Annotated in this window: 17 protein-coding genes and 1 pseudogene; 10 read left to right on the forward strand and 8 right to left on the reverse strand. The window is 46.1% G+C overall.

From position 1 onward, the window contains the following. The first annotated feature begins 53 nt into the window (after positions 1–53). From ABIE27_RS01560 to ABIE27_RS01575, 4 genes are all read left to right on the forward strand, one after another. On the forward strand, positions 54–1613 hold the full coding sequence (locus ABIE27_RS01560) for an acetamidase/formamidase family protein (RefSeq protein WP_429349757.1): 1560 nt from the start codon (positions 54–56) through the stop codon (positions 1611–1613). A gap of 367 nt (positions 1614–1980) precedes the next feature. Next, the gene (locus ABIE27_RS01565; protein ID WP_429349758.1) at positions 1981–2532 is read left to right on the forward strand and encodes an RNA polymerase sigma factor; all 552 of its coding nucleotides are present in this window, start codon (positions 1981–1983) and stop codon (positions 2530–2532) included. Beyond that, positions 2519–3745, forward strand: coding sequence for a DUF4179 domain-containing protein (locus ABIE27_RS01570; RefSeq protein ID WP_429349759.1), 1227 nt, complete (start codon positions 2519–2521; stop codon positions 3743–3745). The genes ABIE27_RS01565 and ABIE27_RS01570 overlap by 14 nt, the downstream gene beginning before the upstream one ends. After that, positions 3742–4713, forward strand: a complete 972-nt coding sequence (locus ABIE27_RS01575; RefSeq protein WP_429349760.1) for a DUF5643 domain-containing protein — start codon at positions 3742–3744, stop codon at positions 4711–4713. Before ABIE27_RS01570 ends, ABIE27_RS01575 begins: the two co-directional genes overlap by 4 nt. A 113-nt stretch (positions 4714–4826) precedes the next feature. Here the strand turns inward: ABIE27_RS01575 and ABIE27_RS01580 are convergent, their stop codons facing one another. The 3 genes from ABIE27_RS01580 to ABIE27_RS01590 form a co-directional block, all read right to left on the reverse strand. After that, the gene (locus tag ABIE27_RS01580) at positions 4827–5273 is read right to left on the reverse strand and encodes an OsmC family protein (protein WP_091028202.1); all 447 of its coding nucleotides are present in this window, start codon (positions 5271–5273) and stop codon (positions 4827–4829) included. 392 nt (positions 5274–5665) lie between these two features. Further along, entirely contained in the window at positions 5666–6319 is a 654-nt protein-coding gene (locus ABIE27_RS01585; protein WP_429349761.1) for a discoidin domain-containing protein, read from the reverse strand. Continuing rightward, entirely contained in the window at positions 6219–6530 is a 312-nt protein-coding gene (locus tag ABIE27_RS01590) for an SDR family NAD(P)-dependent oxidoreductase (RefSeq protein WP_123062667.1), read from the reverse strand. Before ABIE27_RS01590 ends, ABIE27_RS01585 begins: the two co-directional genes overlap by 101 nt. Positions 6531–6656: 126 nt before the next feature. On the opposite strand from ABIE27_RS01590, the gene ABIE27_RS01595 reads away from it, so the two are divergent. After that, positions 6657–7484 carry a helix-turn-helix transcriptional regulator gene (locus ABIE27_RS01595; RefSeq protein WP_429349762.1) on the forward strand — a complete coding sequence of 276 codons (828 nt, stop codon included), beginning with the start codon at positions 6657–6659 and terminating at the stop codon, positions 7482–7484. Between the two features lie 485 nt (positions 7485–7969). On the opposite strand, the gene ABIE27_RS01600 is transcribed toward ABIE27_RS01595, so the two are convergent. Next, complete coding sequence (locus ABIE27_RS01600; protein WP_429349763.1) at positions 7970–8941, reverse strand: ABC transporter substrate-binding protein; 972 nt, start codon at positions 8939–8941, stop codon at positions 7970–7972. A gap of 196 nt (positions 8942–9137) precedes the next feature. Between ABIE27_RS01600 and ABIE27_RS01605 the strand changes: the two genes are divergently transcribed. Both ABIE27_RS01605 and ABIE27_RS01610 read left to right on the forward strand, forming a co-directional pair. Next, positions 9138–11015 (forward strand): helix-turn-helix domain-containing protein, encoded by a 1878-nt coding sequence (locus tag ABIE27_RS01605; protein WP_429349764.1) that lies wholly within the window; start codon positions 9138–9140, stop codon positions 11013–11015. Between the two features lie 77 nt (positions 11016–11092). Continuing rightward, positions 11093–11260: pseudogene (locus tag ABIE27_RS01610) on the forward strand (IS30 family transposase); the annotation flags it as partial. Positions 11261–11459: 199 nt separating this feature from the next. Here the strand turns inward: ABIE27_RS01610 and ABIE27_RS01615 are convergent. Beyond that, positions 11460–12296 (reverse strand): sulfurtransferase, encoded by an 837-nt coding sequence (locus ABIE27_RS01615; RefSeq protein ID WP_429349765.1) that lies wholly within the window; start codon positions 12294–12296, stop codon positions 11460–11462. 148 nt (positions 12297–12444) lie between these two features. Beyond that, the gene (locus ABIE27_RS01620; RefSeq protein WP_429349766.1) at positions 12445–13389 is read right to left on the reverse strand and encodes a DMT family transporter; all 945 of its coding nucleotides are present in this window, start codon (positions 13387–13389) and stop codon (positions 12445–12447) included. A gap of 269 nt (positions 13390–13658) precedes the next feature. Between ABIE27_RS01620 and ABIE27_RS01625 the strand changes: the two genes are divergently transcribed. The 3 genes from ABIE27_RS01625 to ABIE27_RS01635 all read left to right on the forward strand — a co-directional run bounded on the left by ABIE27_RS01625 (position 13659) and on the right by ABIE27_RS01635 (position 16457). After that, positions 13659–14561, forward strand: a complete 903-nt coding sequence (locus tag ABIE27_RS01625) for a polysaccharide deacetylase family protein (protein ID WP_240036620.1) — start codon at positions 13659–13661, stop codon at positions 14559–14561. 116 nt (positions 14562–14677) lie between these two features. Beyond that, entirely contained in the window at positions 14678–15334 is a 657-nt protein-coding gene (locus ABIE27_RS01630) for a YkyA family protein (protein ID WP_429349767.1), read from the forward strand. A 229-nt stretch (positions 15335–15563) separates the two neighbouring features. Next, positions 15564–16457, forward strand: a complete 894-nt coding sequence (locus tag ABIE27_RS01635) for a hypothetical protein (protein ID WP_429349768.1) — start codon at positions 15564–15566, stop codon at positions 16455–16457. Between the two features lie 228 nt (positions 16458–16685). On the opposite strand, the gene ABIE27_RS01640 is transcribed toward ABIE27_RS01635, so the two are convergent. Both ABIE27_RS01640 and ABIE27_RS01645 read right to left on the reverse strand, forming a co-directional pair. Beyond that, positions 16686–17849 carry a mannitol-1-phosphate 5-dehydrogenase gene (locus ABIE27_RS01640; protein WP_429349769.1) on the reverse strand — a complete coding sequence of 388 codons (1164 nt, stop codon included), beginning with the start codon at positions 17847–17849 and terminating at the stop codon, positions 16686–16688. Between the two features lie 46 nt (positions 17850–17895). Continuing rightward, positions 17896–18564, reverse strand: coding sequence for an HAD family hydrolase (locus tag ABIE27_RS01645; protein ID WP_429349770.1), 669 nt, complete (start codon positions 18562–18564; stop codon positions 17896–17898). Positions 18565–18612 lie beyond the last annotated feature (48 nt).

Raw genomic sequence — 18612 nt, forward strand, 5'->3', positions numbered from 1 at the left:
TGTTATTGTTTGTTTGTGTTAGGAAATATTACATATCACAGAGGGGGAGCGTAATGTTTATTAACCGAACAATTAGGAAATTTGGGGTTTCAGTAGGGATTATAGGTATGTTTGCATTTGCTCTACCTTCAGTGGGCTTTAGTATGCCGCTGCAACCAACAACCCTTGATAAGGTAGAAGGTGATTATTATGTAACGTCTGCGATTGGGAACATTCGCTGGGGATCACTGCCTAATCGAGATAGCTCTCCGATTCTTACTGTACCATCAGGAAGTGCTGTAACATTTGATACGGTATCGCATGAGGGACTGATCGAGGATCAAGGGAGAAATCCAGTGGAGTACTTCGGCAAATTCGGTATCTCTCCCGATGGAGTGTTGAATGATGCGAAGGAAATTGCCTCTTCTGCGATTCAGCATGATTATGTAAAAGACGGACCTCATATTATCACTGGGCCAGTAGCGGTTGAGGGAGCGGTGCCAGGAGATGTTCTTAAAGTAGAAGTCCTTTCGTTGCAAACTCGAGTTCCCTATGGTGTCATTTCTAACCGCCATGGTAAAGGTGCCCTTCCTAACGAATTTCCAGAAAATACAGGCCCACAAGAGGGAGCTAGCGCAACAAAACCGGAATTATATAATAATGTATCTATATTTACTCCTATTGAAGAAATCAACGGTAATTGGTATGGTTTATTACCAACAAAAACTGGAAAAAATGTACGTTTCCCAATTAACCCGTTTCTAGGTGTTATGGGGGTTGCACCAAATACCAGCGAAGTAGTGAGTTCTATCCCACCTATAGAAACAGGAGGGAACATGGATATTAATGAGTTAGGTGTCGGTGCAACTATTTATTATCCGATTCAAGTTAAAGGCGGTCTATTCTATACTGGAGATCCGCACTTTGCTCAAGGAGATGGAGAAGTAGCGTTAACTGCATTGGAAGCTTCCTTAAGGGGGACAGTTCGGTTAACGGTGTTAAAGAAAGGTGATCCATCAATACCACATCGTGGAGAATTCACGCAACCCTTTGCTGAAACAGAGGATTATTGGATTCCCATTGGACTGGACCCTGATTTGGATGAAGCAATGAAAGAATCAGTGCGTGAATCGATTCAGTTCTTATCCGATAAGCTTGATATGGATAGAAGTGTAGCTTATGCGTACCTATCGGCCGCAACGGATTATGAAGTATCTCAGGTGGTAGACCGAACTAAAGGGGTTCATGGACTCATTCGAAAGACCGATTTCCTTGAATATGTTGACGTTGCAATGAATGTAGGTGGTACGTTAATCAAACCGGTTGTTCATAACGATGAGTTCTACGTACCGATTCGAACAATTTCGGAGCTATTGGGCGGTACAGTAGTGTGGGATAATAAGACGCGTACAACGCAAATCAAATTAGGCACGAAAAATATAAGTGCTCAAATTGGTTCAGATGTGTATTCAATTAACGATAAACTAGTGTTCAATAGTAAAGTGCCAAAGCTTTTAAATGGCGAAACCGTAGTTCCGGTTTCCGTTATTAATGAAATACTGGGTGCTTATGTAAACTGGACGACGATCGACAAGACGTTAACAGCAAATGTATCGTTAAGTAAAAAGCAATAATAGATTTCATTATTCAACCGTGGTGGACAGATGTCCATCACGGTTTTTTGTTATGATGAATCAAAAAAAGCTGCCACCTGTCTACGATGGGTAAGAGGAAGTCGTTGAATGATGCGTATGTAGGAGATTTGGATACATTGCATTAGATAATTGCTCAGTAGCATCTAAAGCTACCTTTGCACTGCCATGTGTTACGTACAGAAAGGCGCTTGCTGGAAACAAATTTTCTCATCCGAAAAAGAAGACCTAATGAACTGTTTTTTTAGCATTTTAGTGAATCACGTAAATTTATTTTTATCCTACATATAACCTTTTGCTGTGTTTGTCCATCTAATTTAATAGAGGGCCCTCAGAAGGAGTGAAATTCGTGCATCAAACTATGGAGCAAGAAGTCAAAAGAGCACAGCAGGGAGATCGTGAAGCTTTTATTCAGCTATTCCGGAGGCTGGAGCCCGAGCTGTACAGTTTGGCAAAATCCATTGTGGGACGGGATGAGGATTGCGCGGATGCTCTTCAGGAAACAACACTGAAAGCATATAAAGGCATAACCGGTTTACGGAATACAGCTTATTTTAAAACATGGCTTATTCGCATTCTCATTAATGAATGTAATCAGGTGCTCCGTATGCGCAAACGAACCGTTGTCATGGCGGAGCTGCCTGAGCAGACTGAAACACGCGGCAATCTAACACATTTTGTAAACAGCAGGCAGCAAGATTTAAGGGAAGCTGTTGAGAATCTGGACGAGTCGTTACGTTTGGTTATTCATCTGTGCTATTATCAGGATTTGCCGATCAAACAAATAGCGAGTGTTCTGAAACTGTCGGAAGGTGCTGTCAAAGCACGATTACACAGAGCACGCGGGGTGCTTGCGAAACAAATGGATTGGAAAGGGGAGAGTGCGATTGAATCAACGTGATCTTGATCAGGAACTGCGGGAATTGGGTAAAGCGAATGCGGGTAAGGTACCCGACATGATTCGCCACCGTCAGGAAGAGGTCTATGCCGCACTGGAGGTTCTCCCGATGCAAAAACGCAGTCACCACCGTAAAAAGTTTGTTCGTTCTGTGTCCCCGGTTTACAGGTTCCTTTTGACAGCTGTAGCGGTGATGATTGTTGCCATAGGCAGCTTGCTGGGCGGTGCCGCTGTATCACCAACCATAGCAGCATCACTGCAAAGTGTTCCACTCATCGGCAGTCTGTTTAAACTGGCCGCTGACGACTTAGGCCTGCAAACCTTGGAGGAGAGCGGTCTTGCAGATGTCGTGGAAGCCAGCGCCACCCATGATGGAATCACTCTCCGTATTCCAGAGCTTGTCTACGATGGCATAAGGCTATCCATGATAGTTACTCGTGATGGAGAAAAACGAAGTGGCGGTATTCTTGACCAAATTTCTACGGGAAACGGAACAAAGTCAAAATATCCTAAAGGAGCCATTCATTCCTTCGATGCACAGATCGATGGACGTCCCATCGATCGGCAGGACAATGGATGGAATATGGGCTTTAAAGTAATACCCACTTCCGATCCAAATACAGCTATTTATGAATTAACACCACTTTCCGCATCGCAACAGTTCACATCAGCACTTCCAGATGCATTTACGCTGACAGTTCAGATTGGTCTGGAGGGGATTGAGGAGCCATTTGTGATGGAATTTCCAGTACGTAAACAGCAGGCCAAAGTCATGTCCACCATTCAGAAGTCGAGAGAATGGAGAGGCCACAAGCTGACCTTAAGCGAAATCCAGTTCACACCGATTACAACCCAAGTATTGTTAAGTGTTGTTTCGGGTGATCAGGAATGGCAGCGCCGGCTATGGTTCGAACTTTGGGATGACAGGGGCAATGTGCTGGGTTTCATTAGCGGATATGGTGCGCATGAAACCGGCCGCGCAGGAGAGCTTCGTTATAATGTGCTGTTTGAACGTATGGCAAAGGCTCCTTCATCGATCAAACTGAAAGCTTTTTTGCCTGAAATGGAGGATCCTTCATCCTCTTCAGGACACTTCAAGCTAAACGAGCGCGGGGAAGTCATTAAAAATTATATCAACGAGCTGGAGATCACCGTTCCGGTGGATCAAGCAGAGATACAGAAACTATACGAGATTAGAGGAGACGATAAACCATGAAAAACACATCTAAAATGATTGCGGTAACAGCTTTGGCAACAGGATTGTTAGTTGGAGGCGGGGCTTGGGGATACCAAGCAACAACGGTTGATGCTGCGGCAGCTCAAGCTACTGGAGAAAAAGGGAAGAATGCGATTAAAGCGGACGCGGTTCGAGTGACTCAGAGTGGAATTACGCTTGAGGTGAAAAAAGCTGTGTTTGACGGAAACCTTATTGATATTTCAATCGACCGGACGGGCAAGGGACTAAAGAACAGCTTCGTGTACAACGGTGCAGGAGATGAAAGCAAGCCTATGGATGAAGGGACTCTTGAGTCTATTGACGTTTATATTAACGGAAAATCTATTATGGAGCTTGGTGGAAAAACTCTTGGGCAAAGGCCTAACCTGGGGTGGGGGCCTGGAGATCATTCTAAAAGTGTTCGTGTTAAAATTACGGATCCTTCATGGTTAGGCGGCAAAGGCTACACTTTTCCAGAGAAGTTTCAGCTTAAACTAAAGGTAAAACTTGCAGGGGTGGATAAACCTTACATTGTTGAACTTCCAATGCAAAAGACAGCAGACAAACCAGTGGTGTTAACAGACAGCTTGACCAAACAGGCTGGGAACATAACTCTTGAGCTTGGTAAAATAAGTCTTACATCAACTTCAACTCGTATTCAACTGATTGGGAAGGGAGATACAACCGAGCAGCTTTCTCGTATTCTGTATGAGTTTGTGGATGACAGCGGCCGTCAGCTGGATTGGTGGACAGCATTTGGTACAGATGTAAACAATAAAGAAAAAGCACTATATAAGGACATCGTGTTAACTCCGATTAATGGTGATGCTAAATCGATAACAATCAAACCGTTTTATCCCGAGATGGAAGTACCTGGTGCAACAAGTGGAGCGTATAAGCTGGATGCCGATGGGGAGATCGTGAAAAATTATATTCAGGAGCTGGAGATGGAGGTTCCGTTAAAATAAAGTTAATAACGATAGATTAACTTTGGAAGCCATACGAAGTTAATAGCCGAGTTAATCAGGTTATGACAGAAGCCCGCGAAAAACGCGGGCTTTTGTTATATCTAATAGGCTGCTTAGTTTTCGATGATAATTCTGTCCAACTTGAGATTAACCGGATGTGCCAACGTATCTCCAACCGGGCACTTGCTCTCCAGGAATTGTACAAATGCTTCAACCTGCTCTTGGGGAGAATCTGTTTTGATACGGAATGTATACCGAATATCGGAATAGCCCGGACGCACCTCTGATTTGTCGAAAAAGCCATCCAGGTCAATATCGCCTTCTACATCCACAAAGAAATCCTTGAGATTCACCCCGAATTTGGGTGCATATACCCTAGCTACGATCGACTGACATGCCCCCAGCGAGGCGAGTAAAGCTTCCACCGGATTCATGCCGGTATCGGTTCCACCCAAGTTTTTGGGCTCGTCGATAATAAACTCGAAGTTTCGAGATGCTACTTTCACTTGAACTCCGTTTTGCAGATGAGCAGATGCTTTAAACGTTTGGAGGGCAGCCATTTTGTAGTCTCCTTTAGTGGGTTTATTGATACTGATTTTATTCATAGTTTTCCGCTATGATTATATTAAATTGAATGACTCGCTCTGTCAATCCTCAATTTTCCAATATTTTGATCTCGGGAACAGCGCAAAGAAGCATATGCTGGTCTCTAAAGTTGCTTAGGCGGATATTCAGTGTGTTTTGCCGCCGTTCGTATTCGTGATTTGAAAATACGTATTTAATTCGAGATAACTGCTTATTACATGTAGAAGCGGGTGATTACCAAAAAACCACCCCTGTTCCGTAAAATTGAGGGAGAGAGGTGGTTACACGAACGATATTTAAATCCTTAGATTAATGATTAATGATTTTTTAATTCTGCGTAAAATTGATGTTTTTTTAATTCAGCGTATCAATGGTACAGCTTCAATTCAGCAATAGACCACCACCACTCAGCATTGTCCGTAGTCAAAGCAATTTTGACATATCGTGCCTTCTGGTTCGTGAATGTCACTGAGATTAAAGAATCTGTTCCCACAGCTTCTGAAACCGAATTCCATTGCTCGCCATCCGTTGAAGTGACGATTGTAAAGCTGCGGGCATAGTCATTGGTACTGCTGCCTGAGTCCATAGTTAACCGGCTGAAATTCTGGATGCTTCCCAGATCGATCTGAATGCACTGGTCTGCTTGTTGTCCGGATGCAGAGGTCCAGCGTGAGTTCAGATCATCATCCAGCAGTGCACCAACGTCCTCAGACGTGGAAGCTTTAGCTGTCCAAGACGTCCGATCCAGTTCCGTAGGCAGCAGCTCATCCTGTTCCCCGGGTGTCCAAGGCGTCTGATCAGCGGTATAAACTGCGATTTCAGCTACAGACCACCAGTGAGAATCCGTTCCGGTCTGAACTATTTTGATATAGCGGGCCTCATGAGCAGGGAATGCAATGAAGAGCGAGGCATTTTTCCCTTCACCCGTACGTGACTCCGATACCTGCGTTATTAAAAGCAGCATCAAGACGGCCATATCGTTCCACTGTAGCTTTAACAGCTTCTTCAACATTGCCTGCATCTGACAGCTCGGCTGTGAAATATGCAGCATCTCCACCCGATGTCACAATTTCATTCCTGACTTTACGCAATTCAGACTCTGTCCTCGCGACGAGCATCACAGAAGCTCCTTGCTGTACAAACAGCCTTGCTGCCTCAGCTCCAATGCCTCGCCCCGCACCTGTAATCATTACTACCTTGTTCGCCAACATTTGTCCTGCAATGGTTGTCATATTCATTCTCCTTGCCTAGAATTGTTGATCTCATCAACTGCCTTCAGTATACTTTGACTACTACATGGTCACGAGAACCTGCTTGATGGTAGGCTTGCAAGTGATAGGATAAGGGGGAGGTTTTAATTGAACGACAGTGAGCGCCGTTTAGCGCTAGGTAATTTCTTAAGAGATTTACGATCCTCAGTTTCTCCCCTTGATGTTGGCCTTTTGCCTGGCAATCGTCGTCGCACACGAGGCTTGCGGCGAGAGGAGGTCGCTGGGATCGCTAATATAGGACTCTCATGGTACACGCGCCTTGAGCAAGGTCGTGATATTCGTCCGTCGGTAGGTGTACTGGAAAGCTTGGCTTCAGCACTCAAGCTGACACCCAATGAGCGAAGACATCTCTTTCTGCTTGCTGGAGAATCACTGCCTCCTCAATCAACTATCATTGAAGAGAAAATCAGCCCATCCATTCAGGATATGCTGAATGAATTGAATCCTAATCCGGCCTATGTCATCGGGAAAAAGTGGGGTTTTTTAGCTTGGAATAAAGCGGCAGATGCTGTATTTATGATTAATAGGGTGTCACCCCCGCATGATTATAACTTGATGTGGCGCCAATTTACCGACCCTATGTGGAAAGAAGGATCGGAGGATTGGGAAAGTGTCTCACGAAGAATGATTGCTGAGTTTAGAACGGCAAGAGCACGTTATCTGAACGATGATTCATTCGACAAGTTAATTGAAGATCTGAAGAGGACAAGTGCTGATTTTACAAGGATGTGGCAGTATCATGAAGTACCAGGCTCCCTTGACGGCTACAAGAAGCTTTTGCACCCCACTTTTGGAGTTATTGAATTTGAGCATGTCACCCTTCAATTCCCAAACGAACCAGATCAGCGAGTTATGATTTATATGCCTCACCCGGCAACAAAATCCCGTTTAGAGCATTGTTTCACGCGCGAGTAGACAACCGTGATGAAAGAGGATCATTTACTGCTATGGGATTATGCGAACATTCAGCTGAAGGATATTCGCCACAGAATTTTGGATGCAGGGGAAAGGGGAAGTGCTTATTGTTAATTCAGACTCTTTAAGGACACCATGCTGATTAAATGGAGCAATCATTGGGTCTAAATGATTATGTACGGAGGTCTTAAAGCAAACACATGGTGTGTTATACGATGATTATGTCTGGACTCGATTTCTAATGAGGAGTTGTCTTGTGCTGGTGTCCATCCCCATTGTGCAGGTGAGAATAAAGACAGCGCTACCTGAATCATTCTGGTGGGCGCTGTTTGTGTACTGTTTTTTGAGCTTGATAAAAAGTGTTGAAATCTGGATTGCCGTTCTTGGCGAATGGACAGGCGATTTTGTAAGGAACTCAGGAAATCTTAATTGGCCTTCAGTTCCTCTTTTCAATTGTAAACTTTCAATAGATTTATAGACTTGCTCTAATTCAGCTCAGTCTGCCCACTTGCGAGTCGATCTGCGATCTCTTCGGCTTGTAGAATGGAGGTGTAGGGATCAGCGGTGAAATATTTATGGATATCCAGTTTGAAGATATGGTTGTTCTGCACCGCAGGCAGGTTGTCCCATACGTTAGGCAACAGGGAATGATCCTTTGTGCCTTCTGTAACCATCATCAGCAGGTAATCACCCACGTACTCTCCGAACACCTCTGCGCTAGCTTCCAGGTTTTCTTTACCTTGGTCCAGAATATCGGACTTCACCTTGGGTGCCGGAGTCAGTCCTAGCAATTCATAGGTTGCTCTTCCACCACGATTGGCACTGTTGCCGATAATGGCTGGGTTCTTCAAAAAGTTAAAATCGGCAACGGTGAAGGTGGCATCGGCCGGAATTACACCTTTGATTTTGGCCTGAGCCGCTGCAATCCGTTGACTAAACGATTCGTTCCACGCAATGGCTTCTGCTTCGCGATTCAGAATCTCGCCCATGGCGGTCACCTCGGCTTCCATGGAATCATACTGATCGGGTACGAATACAACAGTCGGAGCTATTTTGGAATAGGTCTGAAATTTCTCCTGGTCCCATGTGATAATCAGATCCGGTTCCAACTCTACCATTTTCTCAAGTGAAACCTCACTATGGTTACCCAAATCCGCGCTATCCACAAGTTTATCACGCAGGAACATGCCATAATCCAGCAGGCTGCTCGGTACACCAACAGGTGTTACGCCGACAGCCAGCACATGTCCTATATTCCAGTCGACGACAACCCGCTCCGGAGTGAGGGGTACAGTGACGTCTCCCATCATTGTGGAGAGTGTTCTTGTCTGTGGTGCGGTGTTTTCTTTTTCTGTCGCGGCTGGCCCCACTGCCTCGTTCCGGGTACAACCACTCATGAATAGGACCATGAACAGCAAAACAGGCAGGGATATACGATACCAAGCTTTCTTAAACAAAATGACGACCCCTCTTTCTAATTGATAATGATTTTCATTTAATATAACTCTAGAGGGAAACTTGCGATTGCACAATAACCGATTCGGAAGCGAAAGCATAACCATTTCAGAACTCAATCGACAGGTTGAATTGAGAATGGTTATCATATATGATGAGGCAAAGCTTTGGATGGTAACGAGAAATAAAGAAAGGACCATGACGATGAACATAGAAGAATACGGGGCATTATGGGAGCATATAACAATCCGATTACTGGATATTCGAATCATGACCGTTAACATCAGTAAAGATCCTAGTACGTGGACGCTTCCCTCGAATGCTTTTTTATTAGTTACGAATGGCAAGGGAAAGATCCTGCTTGGGCAAGCGATGCATCAGATTAAAGGAACTTATATTCTGCACGCCTCCAAAGGAACGCGTCTGGATTGTCTGGTTAAGAGTCCGATGGAAATACATATGTTGTCTTATTCGTCATTAGAGCCAGAGAAGGCAAATACAGAAAGTTCCTTAACCAATACTGGGTCAGATTCTCTGCAAGTAAGTTTCGGGTTTGAACCAATGCATCCATTGCCTTTAATTGAAATCATGCAATTGATATACAGACAGTGGAATGAACTACAGTCAGCAGGCCGGATTCAAACCAAGGCATTATTCTACCAATGGCTCGCCGAGATGCTGAAACAAATGCAAGAGCAGAGAAAGAACCGTACGAAGCTGGATCGGGTAGATCAGGCGGTGCGATATCTGACTCGTCACTACGGGGAACCACTCAAAATGGAACAGGTAGCTGACATGCTGGATTGCAGTCCGAGGTATCTGAACCAATTGTTTCAGCTTCAATTGAACACAAGTCCCAGTCGTGTACTGTCACAGATTCGGATGGAACAGGCGTTGAAACTGCTGGTAAGCACGAAAGGAACCTTACAGGAAATCGCAGAGAGAGTAGGCTATGAGAACGGTTATACACTAAGTCGCTATTTCAAAAAACATTACGGGGTTTCTCCGGGCGATTACAGAAAACGTCGAGACAGTAGCATTCCGAATTCAACCCCGAATATATTCCAACCACACGCTCTTCAGAAAAGTCATTATTCGGAATGGAGCCAACGAACGGTATCCTTAGTTGAAGCTAATCAAACTCGGCCAGCTCAAGAGAATACAGACCTGACAGGAGTTCAAGCGAGGAAGTCCTCGGCGTCTGCCGTGCCAGGAGCCAGAACTCGGATGTTTGCCACAGGCTCAGGCGAGATTAGGATACCTGAAAAACCTAGTCGTGTTGTCGTGGACTGGCATTTGGGAGAAGTGCTGGCACTGGGTGTGACACCTCTTGGAGCACCGCATTCACTCATTGAAAGCAACCAAATGCTGGGGCCTTATATCTGTGATCAAGTACAGGATATCGGCAATCACAATTTTATCTCGATTGAAAAGGTGGTTGAACTGGAACCGGATCTGATTATCACCTGGAATCATGCTGCCAACGCTTCCTATGCCCGGATTGCACCTACAGTTGTCTATGGAGGGAGTGGGTACGGCTCTGTCGAGGAGGGGGTCCGTGAGATGGGGCGTATTCTGAATCGCCATATAGAAGCCGAAACATGGATTAAGGAATACGGGCGAAGAGTACATTCTATACGACAAACGATCACGGACAAGTTCTCCACAGAGAAGACATTTACGGTCATTGATCCAAATTGGGGAGAACATATTACCCTTGTGGGAGATACGGGGACTCGTGGAGGTAAGGCAGCCTACGGGTTATTGAACTTGAAGCCAGCAGCCAAGGTTCGCCAGGAACTGCTGGAGCCAGGCCTGGAATACCTGGATGTGGTGCGGAGTGCGGTAGGTGGGTATCTGGAGGACTACCTGTTAGTGTTGGATAACGGTCCAAGTCATGGGTCTGATGAGCAATCTACAGTCAAACCATGGCAGAAATCGATCGAGACAGATCACTGCCGGATTATTAACCTTGATTGGAATAGGTATTTTCTCTCCGACCCGTTGTCTGCGGTGCTGCAAGCCGAGGAAATGGCAGAGCGGATTATGACACATGAATTGTCTCTCACGCAATGAGCAGTAGGACTTATCGATTTATATTTCATATATTCTTATCCCGAAATGTGACAACCCTATACAAGTATGGGCACTGAGAGCTGGATACCGTCGTATCCGGTCGTGGGAAAAATAAAGGTTGCGTCACCACGCTCGTTGAACGGTGGATACGTCTGTATACAGCAATTCTCATACCCAATGGTACCGTATTGTCTAGGGATATTGCACTCGGTGTAGCCATCTCACAGCACCCCCTAGGGACGTTCGTTTCAATATTTGATATCTTTATCCTGTTGCTCACTTTTGCAATGTATCTGTACAGTAAATATTTACTCCGGTGTGGAGTATTGAGGTAAATACTTAGATACATCAAAAACACCACGATGAGCTTTCAAGCCTATCCTGGTGTTTTTGCATATCTCAAGCTAGGTGTATTTTACCTATTCGAGCCGTCATTATTCAAAGTCAGACTTCCCCGGTAGCCACCGCATTCTCCTCATAACTGATCCAGTCGCTCCAGCTTCCGGAATACAGCCTCACATTCGTGTATCCCGCTTCCTCCAGCGCAATCACGTTCGGGCAGGCGGAGACGCCTGATCCGCAGTATACAATAATCGCATCATCTTTCCCCAGCTTCGCGAACCGCTCCTCAAGCGCGCCAACACCAGACCAGCTACCATCTGCACCAAGCACGTCTTTCCAAAAATAGTTCACAGCCCCCGGAATGTGTCCGGCCTTGGCATCGATCGGTTCCTCCAGCCCTGCATAGCGGCGGGCATCGCGGGAGTCGATGAGCACGGCGCTGCCGCTTGCCGATGCTTGTTGCACATCCTCTACACTCACCAGCATCTGCGGATGCAAACTCCACTCGAACGAAGACGGAATCTGTACCGGCACGTCTGTTGTCACCGGGAACTTGGCATTCTGCCAAGCCGAGAAACTCTCATCCATGACATAGACTTGCTCATGTCCCAAGTAGCGGAGCAGCCACCACAAACGTGATGCGTTCATGCCGCCTTGATCATCATAGGCAATGATGCGGCTGTTAGAGCTGATGCCTGCTTTGGCGAGGCGGTTTGCCAGAACAGCCGGATCAGGAAGTGGATGGCGTCCGCCGTGCTCGGTGACCGGAGCGGAAAGATCCTTTTCCAGATCAAGGTAGACAGCCCCTGGGATATGTCCGGCTTCATAGGCTTCACGTCCGGCATCGGGTTGCCCCAGCAGGAAGCGGCAATCCACGATGGCAACATCGGTTTCGTACATTCTGGCGAGCAGCCAGCGCATGGATACAATATTTTTCATAACAACACACCGCCTTCATATGTAATGGTTCAAGTTATATAGTCGGGGTCTGCGGCTGGCAGACCTGACCGGGTACTTTCATTTTTCATCGGTACAAGTTTCATAGAAAACAGGGTTAAATCATTAAATCATTAAGCCATTAAAACATCTACACCGTCTTCGGTTCAACGGGAACCGAAGACGCGATCGGCGCATCAGCCGGAATGGGCTGGGGTTTGGTTTTGCCATACCGAATGAAGATCCACACCCCGAACAGGATCACGACACCTGCCGACATTTGAAGTGTACTCAGTGCCTCACCCAGCAGCACCCAAGCCAGCAAGGATGAGAATACAGGCTCTCCGAGAACACCCATAGATACGGTGGTAGCATTCATGTATTGCAGCAACCAGTTGAAGAGGTAATGTCCAAAGATGGTAGGGACGATGGCCAGTAGCAGGAAAATCCCCCACTCCGAAGCCGCATACCCGCCGAACGGATGCCCCATGAACAGATTGTACACCGCGAACGTACAGGCAGCGACAAGAAACACCCAGAAATTATACGAGAATGCACTGAGACCTGTTCGCAAAAATTGACCCAGCAACATATGCACAGCCACTGCCATCGTGCCAAGTAACGATAAAATATCTCCCTGCAAAGCAGTACCCGCCACCTGAAAATCTCCTGCACCAATAATGATTGACCCGAACAGCGCAATACCCATGCCGATGAGCATCATGCGGTTAATTTTGGCTTTAAACAACCACACCGACCCAGCAAGAATCAGGATTGGCTCCAGAGCAAGGATGACGGTGGAACTGGCGACACTGGTTAATCTCAGTGATCCCATCCAGAGCAGGAAGTGTAGCGCAAGCATCACGCCTGAAGCTAGTAACAAGATCCACTGGCGAACATTCAGACGAAGCATCTCATGCCTGTGTGGCCAAACGAAAGGCAGCATGAGCACATTGGTTAGAAACAGACGATACATGGCAATGACCGCAACATCTGCGTCAGACCAGCGTACAAAAATAGAAGAGAAAGAAATGGCAATAATGCCAACAAAAAATAACAAATAGATGGATCTGCCGGCACGGTTCATGCTTGTCATAGGTGTAGCTCCTTCTTGTAAATAGATAACCTAAATCACCTCATTATACAGGAGAAGGTCAGCGCAGGGAAGATCAATAGCAGGCATGAATTCAGTTGCATATCAGGAGCTAGAGAAACATGGAAAAGAGATAAGTAGATTGTAACCGAGCTTGTAACTATTCTGTCATTCACAGGGACGGTTTTTCTATTAATCTTCTATATAGAGACGTGAATCGATATAATATTCCATTCATCGGGAAAAAAAGACAGTTGGGAAGTGGCTAGGTCGTGAGAGTACAACAAGAAACAACGCGAGAGTATGGAAATGCGATTCGCAGTGTCAGTCGAAAACAAACTCATAAAAGAAGGAAAATCCGCTACGGCAGATTGAGCGTGGCGATCATGCTCTTGCTTGTGTTTGTTGCGGGCTTGACATATGTGTTTATCGGTATGACTCATTGGATGAAAACGGTATTGGCACCACCTCCTATTGCTGTCATTGAGCAACCTGCCAAACTGGGGATGATTCAGGCCACACCGGAGGCGAAAGAGGAGCCGGCACGATTTATGGGTCAGGTTCGAAAAGTGGTGTACATAACATTTGATGATGGGCCAAGTCAATATACAGATCAATTGCTTGATATTTTAAAACAACATGAAGCGAAGGCAACGTTTTTCATGATTGGGCGGCAGTTGAATGAACATCCGGATGCGGTGAAACGTTTGGTGAAGGAAGGCAGTTACCCTGGATTACACAGCATGACACATAACTATAACAAGCTCTATAAGAGCGGAAGCTCGGCGAACTTTGTGAATGAGTTCAAAAAGGAACAGAAAATGGTCGAGAAACTGATCGGATACACACCGTATCTCATCCGCGCTCCATACGGAAGCAGTCCGCAAATTGGCGAATCATTCAGGGGAGACATTGCAGCGGCGGGTTTCAAAATGTGGGACTGGACGACAGATTCCCTGGACTGGAACCTTCCCGGTCAGCCGGATAAAATCGTAGCCCGAGTGAGCAACAGTGTGCACAGGGATAAGGAAGTTATTTTGATGCACGAACGGGAACAGACTGTGCAGGCGCTACCGCGCATTATGAAGCTGCTTGAAGAACGGGGTTACGAATTCGAGGTGTATGATCCGAGCGCACACTGGGTCGCCAATTTTAGTGGGGATACCCGTCTGTGAACGATAAATGGCGCATAGTAACCGTTGTATGTTACAAGATGACGCCGGGTGTAGTATGTACATGAGAAGAGCATAATGATGGACCTTTAATGGTTATGGCAAGAGAGGGAGAACACATGTTAATCACGAGCAAAAAAATTACACTTGCAGTATGCAGCCTATTGCTGATGCTTTTACTTAGCGGGTGTGGAGAGCCGCAGGAGCCTGCGGCCAATCAGGTAAATCGTTTGGTGCAGAGCGGTCAGGAGATCGAGAAAAGCCTGAAGGCTTTGACACGTTATGAAGCAGAGGATATGGAATTATACAAAACCATTTTAAGCAAAGGCAAGAAAAAGAACAGCAATATCGAAGCATTGCTTGATCAAGCAGAGGCTGATATTAAGGAACGTCGAGCGTTGCTTGAACAGACGGGGAAGGTTATGCAGGACACAGGAAAGAAAATTGAAGCACTGCGCAGTTCTCTGAAGGAGCTTACTATTGAGAAGGAAGAGACGCTTGCTCATGCAGGTAAAGTGCTGGATCAATACGAGGCAAGAGCCAAAACCTTTGAGCTATTTGTAGTTTCATATGAGCATAGCCTGAATGCTGAGGAACAACTGTACGGGCTCATGCGAGCAAATGTTAAGCCGAATCTGGTTAAAATCAAACGTGCCATCCGTACACGTAATGAAGAATACGCCAAGCTTGCGGAAGTACGCAAACAATTCAACTTGCAGACGCAAGCATTCAACGCTGCGAATGCGCAATTGGTCAAGCTGGATCAAGCGGGTTAAGCTGGAGAATTGGCCTTTGAATACCGTTTATGCGTGATTGAGCTACCTGATTCCCGTGTAAGTAGATATTATAGGAAGCTATATAAATAGAACGAATCGTCTTTGCACAAATCAGCGATTGAAAGGGTGCTCTGCTACCTGGATTGATCGTAGTGTGAAGCATCGCTGGTTCAATGGATGTAGCAACATGGACAAGCAGCATTGCGTTTAAGCTAACGGAGGTGTTCATATGCGAAAAAGGAATAGGGCAAAGGTCAGCACTACATTAGTGGTTCTGCTCATGGGATTCTCGCTTGTGGCTTGCGGGAGTAGCGCGCCTACACTTCAACCATCTGTGAACAATACAAAGGAAACATCGCCAGTTCCGGAACAGAAGCCCGAGGAAAGGGATGTCATTGAAACAGAGGGCATTCTGACGGGTTGGGCGGACCCGCACACGGTTGAGATTCGTGTAAAGGATAAAGCGATGTCTTTTCAGGTGGGCGAGGATATGCAGAAATTACTGGACGATATCGATGATGAGGATTCGGTTCGTTTCAAATATGTAGAAAAAACGGTGGATGCATCAACCAAACAACTGGTACTCACTGGTATTACTAAAATTGCATCTGCGGATGACAATGAAACCGGTACTGGGGCGGGAAACATCGTTACATCAGAACGTCCACAATCGTCAGAGCTGGAAGTGACGGTAGAGGGAATCACGGAGAAGCGGCCAGTAACTCTGGTACAGACTAAAGGGTATTCGTTATATATCTTTGAGCCGATGGCTTTTGATGCAGAAGACCATGAGTTAACGATGAAGATTGATCCTGGATACAAGGTAGAGATCGAAAAGCTACCTTCCGACTTTAATCTGGATTATTTAAAGATGGACGCGAAGGCGGAGTTGTCCGAGGTGGGAGAAGTCAAAGAATTAACGCCTGAGCAGCTCAGCAATGGGCCGATGAAAGATGCAAGACTATTTATGATGTCTCAGAATGGGAAGAAAACGCAATATTTCATCGTCAAAGAACTGGACAGCAATGGATTCATTTTCCACATTGATGCGCCAGTGGGTGAACCTTCCGAAGGGTTCCTGCCTATGGTATATGCATCGGTGAATTCCATTAAGAATGAATAAAGCAATAGCTGTGGGCAGCGTGTCTCCTGATCAGAGGGGATGCGCTGTTTTGCTGTTGACGGAGAGAGGATGAGCAGGTGAGCAGATCTTAAAGCATAGGGTATTTTGAAAAAGAAACATAGCAGAGCCGGAAGGAACAGGACCAAGCACAAGTTCCTCCCGGCTGTTTGCCGTGTTCATGATGTTGTTGGTCAACGGACATGGTCGATCCACAGACTGAGCTCAAGCTCAGGTAAGTACCTTGTGCCCTTGAAGCTCTTCATAACGGGTGATGATGTGATGATGAAGGACATGTTCTTCGGGAATGCCCATACGTTCGCGGATAAAAGGAGAGAGTCCATCTTCACGGATATAACGTTGCAGTTTCATGGCTTCCTCATCGCTTTTGTCATCAAACAGCATAGCGGCCGCCATCGCGGAGGTTAAGTGAGGAATAGCGATTCCGAATTCACTGGCCTGCATCGCTGGGCGAACAAGCCGGTCATGAGGTGAAAGCTTGCGAAGTGGAGAACGAGCGACCCGTGTTACTTGGTCGGTGAGATTGGGGTTGGCGAACCGTCCCAATATGGTATCGATATATTTTTGATGTTTATCAGCGTTGAAACCGTGTTTACGGATCAGCATAGCTCCCGTCTCTTCCATGACATAACGTACCTTGGCGCGAAGAGCCGTGTTGCTCATAACCTGCCGAATGGTCTTCAAGCCTGCGAGGTAACCGAAATATGCGGCGACACAATGGCCCGTGTTGACCGTAAACATTTTGCGCTCAATATAAGGTTCCAGTGAATCAACATAGTGAACGCCCTCGATTTCTTTAAACCCATCCAGCATTGCCGGGCGGTGAACGACCCATTCATAAAAAGGTTCAACCGTGACCTGCAGCGGGTCTTCGTGGTTCTGAGCCGGAACAATCCGGTCCACAGCTGCATTGGGGAATGAAACAAAACGTTCGGCTTTGGCACGGGTGGACTCATCCAGAAAAGGATAGATACGCTTTTTCAGCCGGGTGCTCCCGCCAATCGCATTTTCACAAGCGATAATGTGCAGAGGATTATGATTATTGGCTTTCATGCGCAGATAGATGCCTTTTGCAATCGGTTCGGCGATATCCCCTAAGGCAGATACACCTACTGCTGTTGTAATGAGATCAGCGGATGCAATCTCTTCCGCGACACGATGCTGCTCGTTTACGTTAATCGCGGTTACGTTGTTTACAATAGTTGTATCCTGTTCGTTATTGGCAAGAGTGATCGGATACTCTTGCCTCTGTTGAAGCAACGATATATTCTTTGGGTTACGAGCGACAAAGCAGACGTCATAGTTGGAAGCGGACAACATATGACCGATAAACCCGCGGCCTATATTGCCCGCACCAAAATGTACAGCTTTCATGTGTGAACTCCCCCCTTTAAGATTGGATGACGAAATTCGTTCAGACCTACACGGTGGTGACGAGTGGCTTCGAGATCAAATCGTTAAATTGCAGGTCGGTCAGGCAGGATAGCCGCTGGTGAGGCATCTCGAATTCCAACGTTCCAGTGATGGTATTCGAGATGACAACGCAATGCATACCCGCAGCAGCAGCTGCACGCGCGCCGTTAGGTGAGTCCTCAATGGCTACGGCCTCGTCTGGAGTTACTCCAAGGGCTTCAAGTGCATGATTGTACAGTTCCGGATCGGGCTTTACATTGGCAACATCATCTGCCGTGCGAATCACTTCAAAATAGTCTTTTAATTTCAGTTGCTCCAGATGTTGCTCTACCCATTCACGTTTGGAACTGGAAGCTACAGCGAGCTTTATACCGGCTTTGCTTGCTTGTTCCAAATATTCCTGTATACCTGGGCGAACCTTTTCTTTGTTCATTAATGCAGCATGTTGCAATTGAATCGATTCCCTGAACGCATCCCGATCAATCGGAAGGTTCAAATCTGTGATGAGGTACTCGTACGGATTGAAGGTTTTGAGACTGGTACCAATGCACTCAGAATACATCTCAAGTGTCAGATCAACACCATGTTCTTTGTACGCATCACGAAATGCAATATACCACGCTGTCTCTGTGTCAATAATTGTTCCATCGAAGTCAAAAATCAGTGCCTTAATCATACATTTGTTCCTCCTGTTTTCAGAATTTGCGTTGGGTTTGAAAAATAA

This window comes from Paenibacillus sp. 4624, from assembly GCF_050435065.1.
GTDB lineage: Bacteria > Bacillota > Bacilli > Paenibacillales > Paenibacillaceae > Paenibacillus > Paenibacillus amylolyticus_D.